2 protein-coding genes are annotated in these 12,015 nt (G+C 71.8%); both read left to right on the forward strand.

Annotation, left to right across the window (positions count from 1 at the left end):
* Positions 1-2,618 (forward strand): SDR family NAD(P)-dependent oxidoreductase (locus tag BT364_RS38030; protein WP_143166623.1); only part of this gene is annotated, 2,618 nt, incomplete at its 5' end.
* Positions 2,619-2,754: 136 nt separating this feature from the next.
* Positions 2,755-12,015, forward strand: a 9,261-nt coding sequence (locus tag BT364_RS44025) for a type I polyketide synthase (protein ID WP_072489702.1), incomplete at its 3' end; no start/stop codon positions are given.

Consider the following 12,015-nt stretch of genomic DNA (forward strand, 5'->3'; position numbering starts at 1 on the left):
CCAACCTCACCGGTGAACTCGCAGGCGAGGAACTGCTGACCGCCGACTACTGGGTGGACCACGTCCGCCAGGCGGTCCGCTTCCTCGACGGCGTACGCCACCTCGAAACCCAGGGCGTCACCACGTACCTGGAACTCGGACCCGGCGGAGTCCTCTCCGCCATGGGCCAGTCCTGCGCCGCCGACGACGACGCCGGTTTCGTACCCGCCCTCCGCAAGAACCGCCCCGAACCCGAGGCACTCGTCACCGCCCTCGCCGAACTCCACGTCCGAGGCACCCGCATCGACTGGACGACGTACTACGCCAACACCGGCGCCCAGCACACCGACCTCCCCACCTACGCCTTCCAGCACAAGCACTACTGGCCCGAGGTGTCCTTCGGCAGCCCGGAGGGGCAGCAGAGCGTCGGCAGCAGCACCGATGCCGGTGCTGTCGACGCCGCCTTCTGGCAGGCCGTCGAGCAGGAGGACCTGACCGCGCTCACCGAGACGCTCGACCTCGGCGGCGACGACGCCCGGGTCTCCGCGCTCGGCGACGTACTGCCTCTGCTCTCCACCTGGCACCAGGAGAGCCGCGAGCGTTCGGCCGCCGACTCCTGGCGCTACAAGATCGTGTGGCGGCCGCTCACCGAGCTGACCGTGCCCACGCTCACCGGCACCTGGCTGCTCGTCGTCCCCGCTGCGGGCGCCGACGAGGAGCTGGTGCGGGCCTGTGCGGACGCGCTCACCGGTCACGGAGCGGCAGTCGAACTCCTGCGGCCCGCCGACGAGCCGGACCTCGCCGCCCGTCTTCGTGCTGCGGCGGCCGAACAGTCCCTCGGCGGTGTGCTGTCCCTGCTCGCCATGGACGAGCGCGCGCACAGCGCGCACGAGGTGCTGCCGACCGGTCTCACCGAGGCCCTTGCCCTGGTCAGGGCGATGGCCGAGGCGGAGCTGACCGCGCCGCTGTGGTCCGTCACCCGGACCGCCGTCGCGGTGAGCGAGACCGATGGGCCCGCACGGCCCGTCCAGGCCCAGATGTGGGGCCTCGGCCGGGTCGCGGCGCTCGAACACGCCACGTTCTGGGGCGGACTCGTCGACCTGCCCGAGACGCCCGACGCGGGCGCCCTCGACCGGATGGCCTCCGTGCTGGCGCAGCGTACGGCCGCCGCCGGCCCGCCGCGCGACGGGGTCGAGGACCAGGTGGCCGTGCGGGCCTCCGGGGTCTTCACCCGACGCCTCGTCCCCGCCTCCACCTCGGATGCGAAGGCGCGCCGTCAGTGGCGTCCCACCGACACCGTGATCGTCACCGGCGGCACCGGAGCCATCGGCGCGCACGTCGCCCGCTGGCTCGCGGCGAACGACGCCGAACACATCGTCCTGACCAGCCGGAGCGGTGAAAAGGCCGCTGGTGCACGGGAGTTGAAGGCCGATCTGGAGCTCGCCGGCACCGAGGTCACCGTCGCGGCCTGCGATGTGGCCGACCGGGATTCCGTCAAGGCGCTGCTGGACGGACTCGCGGCGGACGGGCACCACGTCCGTACGGTCCTGCACGCCGCCGGTGTCGGCCTCCTGGCTCCGCTGACCGAATGCGGCCCGGAAGCGGCCGCCTACGTCGCGAACGGCAAGGTCTCCGGAGCACGTCACTTCGACGAACTCCTCGACCCGGCCGGGCTCGACGCGGTGGTCTACTTCACCTCGGTCGCCGGGGTCTGGGGCGTGGGCGACCACGGCGTGTACGCCGCCGCCAACGCCTACCTCGACGCACTCGCCCAGCAGAGCCGGGCCCGTGGGATACCCGCCACGGCCGTGGCCTGGGGGCCCTGGGCCGAAGGCGGAATGGCCGCGGGCGCCGACGGGAGCAGGGGCGGGGGCGCGCTGAGTCGGCACGGTGTGCTGGCGCTGCGGCCCGAGCTCGCCATGGTCGCGCTGCAGGAGGCCCTCGACCACGAGGACGCCGCGGTGGTCCTCGCCGACATGGACTGGGAGCGGTTCGCACCGGTCTTCACCATGAGCGGCGACCGTCCCCTCATCGGGGAGATCCCGCAGGTCAAGAAGGTCAACGAGCAGCAGGGGGCGGCGGCCTCCGAGGCATCGGGCTCGGCTCCGGCCCTGCGGGCGAAGCTCGCCGAGCTGCCCGAGGCCGAGCAGGACCAGCTGGTTCTGGACCTGGTCCGGGAACACACCGCCGGGGTCCTGGGGCACGCGTCGGCCCAGGACATCGAGGCCCGCCGGGCCTTCCAGGACCTCGGGTTCGACTCGCTGACCGCCGTCGAACTGCGCAACCGGCTCGGCGCGGCCACTGGCCTCAAGCTTCCGGCGACCATGGTCTTCGACCATCCGACGCCGGTCGCGCTGGCGGCCCTCCTCAAGGCCGAGATCCTCCCGGCCGCAGCGGAACAGACCCTTCCGGTTGTGGAGGAGCTCGACCGTCTGGAACAGGCACTCGCCGCCCGCGACAGCGACGACATCGGTCGGGTCAGGGTGGTCATGCGGCTCGAAGCCCTGCTCTCGAAGCTCAGCCAGGACCGACGCGCGGACGAATCGACGGCCGACCGGGACGGCGCTGTGGCGGGACTCGAATCTGCCACTAACGACGAGCTGTTCGATTTGATCGACAGGGACCTCGGGCTCTCCTGACCACACCGGACGGAACCGGACGGCACTGGACGGCACCGGCCCCACGCCGGTCCGCACCGGATCGCACCGGAACCCACCCTCCGACCCCGGCAGCACGCACTCATTTTAGTTAGAACCCGACGGGAGCGACGTTTCGATGGCGGATGAAGAGAAGCTGCGGGAATACCTGACCCGTGTGGTTGCGGAGCTCCAGCAGACCCGCCAGCACCTGCGCAACGTCGAGTCCCAGGAGGCGGAGCCGGTAGCGATCGTCTCCATGAGCTGCCGCTACCCGGGGGCCGTCAACACGCCCGAGGACCTGTGGGACCTCGTGTCCTCGGGCGGTGACGCCATCTCCGGTCTGCCGGCCGACCGCGGCTGGAACATCGAGGACCTGTACGACCCCGACCCCTCCGCCACGGGCAAGATCTACGCCCTCGAAGGCGGCTTCCTGCACGACGCGGGCGAGTTCGACCCGGCCTTCTTCGGCATCTCGCCGCGCGAGGCCCTGGCCATGGACCCGCAGCAGCGCCTGTTGCTGGAGACCTCCTGGGAGGCGCTGGAGCGGGCCGGCATCGACCCGACGACCGTCGGCGGCAGTGCCACCGGCGTGTTCGTCGGCGCGGCGGGCCAGGGTTACGGCGGCGACCTGAGCGGGGCCGCGGGCTCCGAGGGCTACATCCTCACCGGCACTGTCACGTCCGTGCTGTCCGGACGCATCTCGTACACCCTCGGCCTCGAAGGCCCCGCCGTCACGCTCGACACCGCGTGCTCCTCCTCCCTCGTCGCCCTGCACCTGGCCGCCCAGGCGCTGCGCAACGGCGAGTGCGCCATGGCACTGGCGGGCGGCGCCTCGATCATGCCGAGCCCGGCCGGACTCATGGAGTTCAGCCGTCAGCAGGGCCTCGCGCGCGACGGCCGCTGCAAGGCCTTCGCGGACTCCGCCGACGGCATGGGCATGGCCGAGGGTGTCGGCATGCTCCTGCTGGAGCGGCTCTCGGACGCCCGCCGCAACGGCCACGACGTCCTCGCCGTCATCCGAGGCTCCGCCATCAACCAGGACGGCGCCTCCAACGGCCTGACGGCCCCCAACGGCCCGGCCCAGCAGCGCGTCATCCGCCAGGCCCTCGCCAACGCCAAGATCTCGGCCGACCAGGTCGACGTCGTCGAGGCGCACGGCACCGGCACCTCGCTCGGCGACCCGATCGAGGCGCAGGCCCTGCTCGCCACCTACGGTCAGGAGCGGCCGGCCGGCCGGCCGCTGTTGCTCGGCTCGGTGAAGTCGAACATCGGTCACACGCAGGCAGCCGCCGGTGTCGCGGGCGTGATGAAGATGGTCATGGCCATGCGGCACGGCGTCCTGCCGCAGACCCTGCACATCGACGAGCCGTCCACCCACGTCGACTGGACCGCCGGCGCCGTCGAGCTCGTCACCGAGCACAGGGAGTGGCCCGAGACCGGTGCCCCGCGCATCGCCGGTGTCTCCTCCTTCGGAATCAGCGGGACGAACGCCCACGTGATCCTGGAACAGGCCCCGGAAGCTCCGGAAGCTGCGGAAGCTCCGGAGGCTGCGGGGGACGTGCGTCCGGTGGTGGGGTTGTCGGCTGTTCCGTGGGTGTTGTCGGCGAAGTCGCCGCAGGCTCTGGTGGATCAGGCGGGTCGTCTGCTGGCGCGGGTTCGTGATGATGCCGGGCTTTCGGTGGTCGATCTGGGTTATTCGTTGGCGTTGACCCGGTCCCGTTTCGAGTATCGGGCCGGTGTGGTGGCCGGTGGGCGTGCGGACTTCGTGGCCGCGTTGGAGGCGATTGCCGCGGGTGGTCCGGCTCCTGGTGTGGTTCGGGGGGTTGCGGCGGATGCCGAGGTGCGTCCGGTGTTCGTGTTCCCGGGTCAGGGGGCGCAGTGGGTTGGGATGGCGGTGGGCCTGCTGGAGTCCTCGCCGGTGTTCGCGGCGCGGATGGCCGAGTGTGCGGCTGCTTTGGAGCCGTACACCGACTGGTCGTTGCTGGACGTCGTACGTGGTGTGGACGGTGCGCCCGGTCTGGACCGCGTCGACGTGGTCCAGCCGGTGTTGTGGGCCGTGATGGTGTCCCTGGCGGAGGTGTGGCGGTCGTACGGTGTCGAGCCGGCGGCCGTGATCGGTCACTCGCAGGGCGAGATCGCGGCGGCGGCGGTTGCGGGCATTCTGTCGCTGGGCGATGCGGCGAAGGTGGTGGCCCTGCGCAGCCGGGCGATCATCGCGCTCGCGGGCCGGGGCGGCATGGTGTCCGTGGCGCAGCCCGCCGCCTGGACCCGGGAGAAGGTCGCGGCCTGGGACGGCCGGATCTCCATCGCCGCCGTCAACGGCCCCTCGTCCGTGGTCGTTTCGGGCGACCCCGAAGCCCTGGACGAACTCGTCACCGACTGCCGGGCCAATGACATCCGCGCACGCAAGATCGACGTCGACTACGCCTCGCACTCCGCCCACGTGGAGGAGATCGAGAGCGAGCTGGCCCGGCTGCTCGCGGGCATCGCCCCGCAGACCGGCGACACAGCCCTGTACTCCTCCCTCACCGGCGCCCTCCTCGACGGTACGGAGATGGGTGCGGGCTACTGGTACAACAACCTCCGCGAGACCGTCGAGTTCGAGCAGGCCACCCGCACCGCCCTCGCCGACGGGCACACCGTCTTCATCGAGGTCAGCCCGCACCCCGTCCTCTCCCTCGGCCTGCAAGGCACCATCGAGGACACCGCCACCGACGCCGTGACCCTCGGCACCCTCCGCCGCGACGAAGGCGGACCCGATCGCTTCCTGACCTCCCTCGCCGAAGCCCACGTCCACGGCACCACCGTCGACTGGCAGACCGTCTTCGCCGACACCGGCGCCCAGCGCGTCCCCCTCCCCACCTACGCCTTCCAGCGCACCCGCTACTGGCCCGAGTCACCGGCCGTCGTGCTCGCCGAGACGGCTGCCCCGGACGATGCCGCCTTCTGGGAGGCCGTCGAGCAGGGCAACCTCGAAGCCCTCGTCGGCGCCCTGGAGCCCGCCGACGCCGAGCCGCTGCGCGCGGCCCTCCCGGCGCTCGTCAGCTGGCGCCGTCAGCGCCGTGAGAACTCCACCATCGACTCGTGGCGCTACCGCGTCACCTGGAAGCCCGTTGCCACGCCCCTCGACGCCACCCTGTCCGGGCGCTGGCTGCTCGTCGTACCGGAGAACCCGGACGACGCCGGGACCACCCTGGCCCAGACCCTCACCGCCGCCCTGACCAGACACGGCGCCGAGGCCGTCCCCACCACCCTCGCCGCACTCGCCGACACCGAGGACCTCTCGGACGCCGACGGCTTCCTCTCCCTCCTGGCACTCGACACCGCGCCGCACCCGGGCCACCCGGGCGTGACCACCGGTCTGGCGGGCACGGTCGCACTCATCCGCGCCCTTGCCGACGCCGGGGCGACCGCACCGCTGTGGACCCTCACCCGGGGCGCGGTCTCCGTCGGCGCCTCCGACCGCCAGGTCGACCCCGCACAGAGCGCCGTCTGGGGCCTGGGCCGGGTCGCCGGACTCGAACTCCCCAAAGGCTGGGGTGGACTCGTCGACCTGCCCGCCGACCTGGACCACCGCGGCGCCTCTCGTCTCGCCGGCCTGATCGCGGGCGGCGACGAGGACCAGATCGCCCTCCGCGACTCAGGCGCGCACACCTGCCGGCTGACCCGTGCCCCCCTCGGCAGCCGCCCCGGCACCCGAGACTGGACGCCGCACGGCACCGTACTGATCACGGGCGGCACCGGCGCCATCGCCTCGCACGTCGCCCGCCAACTGGCCGAGACCGGCGCCGAGCACCTCGTACTGACCGGCCGCCGCGGCCTCGATGCCCCTGGCGCGCCCGAACTGCGCGACGAACTCACCGCCCTGGGTGCCCGAGTGACCATCGCGGCCTGCGACGTCGCCGACCACGACAGCCTGCGGGCCCTGGTCGACGGGCTCCGCGCGGCAGGCGAGACGATCACCGCCGTCCTGCACGCCGCAGGCGTCGACCGCACCGGCGAACTCCTCACCCTCGATGCCGCCCAGCTGCACGAGGTCCTGGCCGCCAAGGCCCTCGGCGCCGCCCACCTCGACAGCATCTTCGACGACGGACCACTCGACGCCTTCGTCCTCTTCTCCTCCAACTCCGGTGTCTGGGGCAGCGGCGGCCACGCCGCCTACGCCGCCTCCAACGCCTACCTCGACGGCCTCGCCCACCACCGCCGCTCGCGCGGCCTGACCGCCACCTCCATCGCCTGGGGCGCCTGGGACGGTGGCGGCATGTCCGGCGGCGACGCCGGCGAGCAGCTCGCCCGCCGCGGTCTCGCCGCCATGCCCACCGGCCTCGCCATCGCGGCCCTGCGCCAGTCCGTCGAGCACGACGAAACCTGCGTGAGCATCGCCGACATGGACTGGGAGCGCTTCGCCCCCGTCTACGCCCTGTCCCGGCCGCGCCCGCTCATCGCCGACATCCCCGAAGCGGCACGCGCCCTCGCCGCCAAGGACGAGGCCGGACTCAACACCGACCAGGACAGCTCCGCGCTACGCACCCGGCTCCGCGGACTCCCCGCCGCCGAACAGGAGCAGCAGCTCCTCGACCTCGTACGCGGCGAGGCCGCGTCCGTCCTCGGCCACCGGAGCACGGACGCGGTCCAGCCCGGCCGCGCCTTCAAGGAACTCGGCTTCGACTCGCTGACCGCCGTCGAACTGCGCAACCGGCTCACCGAAGCCACCGGTCTCAAGCTGCCCACCACCCTCGTCTTCGACCACCCCAACGCCACCCAGGTCGCCAAGCTGCTCCGCGCCGAACTCCTCGGCGTCGAGGACGCCGCCCCGACCGTCGTACGCGCGGCCTGGTCCGAGGACGACGAGCAGATCGCCATCGTCGGCATGAGCTGCCGGTTCCCCGGTGGTGTCGGCTCCCCCGAGGACCTGTGGCAGATCGTGTCCTCCGGCACCGACACCATGAGCACCTTCCCGGCGAACCGCGGCTGGGACATGGACATCGTGTACGACCCCGACGGCCGCCCCGGCACCTCGTACGTCGACGAGGGCGGATTCGTCGTCGACGCGGGCCACTTCGACCCGGGCTTCTTCGGGATCTCGCCGCGCGAGGCGCTCGCGATGGACCCGCAGCAGCGGCTGCTCCTCGAAGCCTCCTGGGAGGCCTTCGAGCGGGCCGGCATCGACCCCGAAACGCTGCGCGGCAGCCTGACCGGTGTCTACGCAGGCACCAACGGCCAGGACTACGCACCGCTCCTGATGGCCTCCGCCGAGGCTGCCGACACCACCCTCACGAGCAACGCGGCCAGTGTGCTGTCCGGTCGCATCTCCTACACCCTGGGCCTGGAGGGCCCGGCGGCGACCATCGACACCGGCTGCTCCTCCTCGCTGGTGGCGCTGCACCTGGCGGCCCAGGCGCTGCGCAAGGGCGAGTGCGACCTGGCGCTCGCGGGCGGTGTGACCGTCATGTCGACGCCGATGTCGTTCACCGAGTTCAGCCGCCAGCAGGGCCTTGCCTCCGACGGCCGCTGCAAGTCCTTCGCGGACGCAGCCGACGGCACCGGCTGGGGCGAGGGCGTCGGCGTCCTGCTCGTCGAGCGCCTCTCGGACGCCCGCCGCAACGGTCACGAGGTCCTTGCGATCGTCCGTGGCTCGGCGATCAACCAGGACGGCGCGTCCAACGGCCTGACCGCCCCCAACGGCCCCTCCCAGCAGCGCGTCATCCGCCAGGCCCTCGCCGGCTCCGGCCTGAACGCCGCCGACATCGACGCCGTCGAGGCCCACGGCACCGGCACCCGCCTCGGCGACCCGATCGAGGCCCAGGCACTGATCAACACATACGGTCAGGAGCGCGCCGACAACGAGCCGCTCTGGCTCGGCTCGGTCAAGTCGAACCTCGGCCACACGCAGGCCGCGGCCGGTGTCGCGGGCGTCATCAAGATGGTCATGGCCATGCGCCACGGCGTACTCCCGAAGACCCTGCACGTCGACCGGCCCTCCACCCAGGTGGACTGGCAGGCGGGCGCGGTCGAGCTGCTGACCGAGGCCCGGGACTGGCCGGCCACGGCCGAGCGGCTGCGCCGTGCCGCGGTCTCGTCGTTCGGTGTCAGCGGCACCAACACCCACGTCATCCTGGAGGAGCCGCAGCCCCAGCCCGAGCCCGAGTCGGCCGGCACGGCGAAGTCCCCTCTGCCGGTGGTGCCTTGGATCCTGTCGGCCAAGTCGGAGAGTTCCCTCGCCGGCCAGGCCGAACGTCTGCTGGCGCTGGTACGGGAGAACACCGAGCTGTCGCCGCTCGACATCGGCTACTCGCTCGCCCTGACACGCACCGCTTTCGACCACCGGGCGGCGATCGTGGCCGCCGACGGCGAGCACGTACTGCGCCGGCTGGAGGCGATTGCGGACGGCACCGTCCGGGGTGTGGTGGGCGGTGGCCGTTCGGCGTTCCTGTTCTCGGGTCAGGGGTCGCAGCGGGCCGGGATGGGCCGTGAGTTGTACGAGGCGTACCCGGTGTTCGCGGATGCCTTCGACGCGGTGTGTGCCGAACTCGACCGCCATCTCGACCAGCCGGTCAAGGATGTCGTGTTCGGTGGGTCGGAGCTGATCGACCAGACCATGTACACACAGGCGGGTCTCTTCGCGATCGAGGTCGCACTGTTCCGGCTGCTGGAGCACTGGGGCGTGACCCCGGACTACCTCCTGGGTCACTCGATCGGTGAACTGGCCGCCGCACATGTGGCGGGCGTCTGGTCCCTGGAGGACGCGGCCGCCCTGGTCGCCGCGCGGGGCCGGCTGATGCAGGCGCTCCCGACCGGCGGAGCCATGGTCGCCATCCAGGCCACCGAGGCAGACGTCCTCCCGCTGCTCACCGAGAACGTCTCCATCGCCGCGCTCAACGGCCCGGACTCCGTGGTGATCTCGGGTGACGAGGACGCCGTACTGGAGATCGCGTCGGGCTTCGAGAAGACGAAGCGGCTGCGGGTCAGCCATGCCTTCCACTCGCCGCGCATGGAACCGATGCTGGCCGAGTTCAAGGCCATCGCGGAGAGCCTGACCTTCCAGGCACCGAGGTTCCCGATCGTCTCCAACCTCACCGGTGAACTCGCAGGCGAGGAGCTGCTGTCGGCCGACTACTGGGTGGACCACGTTCGCCAGGCCGTCCGCTTCCTCGACGGCGTACGCCACCTGGAAACCCAGGGCGTCACCACCTACGTGGAACTCGGCCCCGGCGGAGTCCTCTCCGCCATGGGCCAGGACTGCGTCACCGAAGACGCCGACTTCCTCCCTGCCCTGCGCAAGGACCGCACCGAGACCGAGGCACTGACCACCGCCGTGGCGGAGCTGCATGCGTACGGCGTCTCCGTCGACTGGGCCGCGTACTACGCGAACACCGGCGCCCAGCGCGTCGACCTGCCCACCTACGCCTTCCAGAACGAGCACTACTGGCCCAAGAACTTCAACCGCACCGGTGACCTCACCAGCGTCGGTCTGAGCACGTCCGAGCACCCGCTGCTCGTGGGCTCGGTCGCGCTCGCGGGCGAGGATGTCTCCCTCTTCACCAGCCGTCTTTCGTTGGAGTCGCACCCGTGGCTCGCCGACCACGCGGTCCTGGGTTCGGTGCTGCTGCCCGGCACCGCCTTCGTCGAGCTCGCGCTGCACGCGGGTGACCGGGCCGGTTGCGGAGTGCTGGAGGAACTGACCCTGCAGGCACCGTTGGTGCTGGCCGAGCGCGGTGCCCGCATTCTGCAGATCGTCGTGGGCGCGGCCGAGGCCGACGGCCGTCGTTCGGTCACCATTCATTCGAGCTCTGCCGCCGACGGGGACGACACCTGGATTCTGCACGCCTCCGGTGTCGTCGCCGAAGGCTCCGAGCGGGCCGGGGAGTCCGCTGCCGGACTCGTCGAGTGGCCGCCGCGCGATGCGGAGGCCGTCTCCGTGGACGGCATGTACGAATTCCTCGGAGAGCTCGGTTACGGCTACGGTCCGGCGTTCCAGGGGCTGCGGGCCGTGTGGCGCCGTGACGGAGAACTGTTCGCCGAGGTCGAGCCGGCGGGCGAGGCGGGCGAGCAGGCGGCCCGGTTCGGCCTGCACCCGGCGCTGCTGGACTCCGCCCTGCACGCGATCGGCCTCAGCGGTGGTCTGTCGGGCATGGAGGGTCCGGGCCTGCCGTTCGCCTGGACGGGCGTCGAGCTGTTCGCCGTCGGGTCGCCGGTCCTGCGGGTACGGATGACCGTGGGCGACGGCGGCAAGGTCTCGCTGGATCTCGCCGACGGCACGGGCGCACCCGTGGGCCGCGTCGGTTCGCTGGTGCTTCGGCCGGTATCCGCACAGCAGTTGGACGGTGCCGCGTCCGCCGAGGGCGCCGACTCGCTCTTCCGCCTCGAATGGGTCCCGACGACCGCCCCGGCCCAGGTGCCGGACGGTGCTGTCGAGCCGGCCGTACTCGTCCTGGACGGTGCGGGCACGGACGTACGCGAACACGTCACTCACGCACTGACCCGGCTGCAGGAGTGGCTGGCCGCGGAGCGTGACACGGATGCGCTTCTGGTCGTGGTGACCCGGGGTGCGGTGTCCGTGGGCGCCATGGGCGGTGATCTCGACCGGGGGCCCGTGTGGGGTCTGGTGCGCTCCGCCCAGACGGAGAACCCGGGGCGGATTGTCCTGGTGGACGTCGATGTCGATGTCGACACTGTCGAGGATCTGGTTGGTGTGGCTGGGTTGGGTGAGCCGCAGGTTGTGGTGCGTGAGGGTCGGTTGTTCGTGCCTCGGTTGGTGCGGGCGGCGGTTGGTGGTGGGTTGGTGGTTCCGTCGGGTGTGGCGGAGTGGTCGTTGCAGAGCACGGGCAAGGGGACGCTGGAGAATCTGGCGTTGCTGCCGGTGGAGCGGCCGGGGCCGGTGCTGGCCGAGGGTCAGGTTCGGGTGGATGTGCGGGCGGCCGGGGTCAATTTCCGTGATGTGCTGAACGCGCTGGGGATGTATCCGGGTCCTGAGGTGCCGATGGGTGCCGAGGGTGCGGGTGTGGTCGCCGAGGTGGGTCCCGGCGTGACGGGTCTGCGCCCGGGTGACCGGGTGATGGGTCTGTTCTCCGGCTCGTTCGGCCCCAGCGCGGTCACCGAACACCGGATGCTCGCCCCCATCCCCGACGACTGGTCCTACGTCCAGGCGTCCACGGTCCCCTCCGTCTACCTGACCGCCTACTACGGACTGGTGGACCTCGCGCAGGTGCGGCCGGGTGAGTCGGTGCTGGTGCATGCGGCGTCCGGGGGTGTGGGGACGGCTGCGGTGCAGCTGGCCCGGTATCTGGGGGCCGAGGTGTACGGCACGGCGAGTGAGGCGAAGTGGCCGGTCCTGGCCGCGATGGGTGTCCCCGCCGAGCGGATCGCCTCCTCCCGCACGCTCGACTTCGCGGAGGCG

Source organism: Streptomyces atratus (genome assembly GCF_900119365.1).
Lineage (GTDB): Bacteria > Actinomycetota > Actinomycetes > Streptomycetales > Streptomycetaceae > Streptomyces > Streptomyces atratus_B.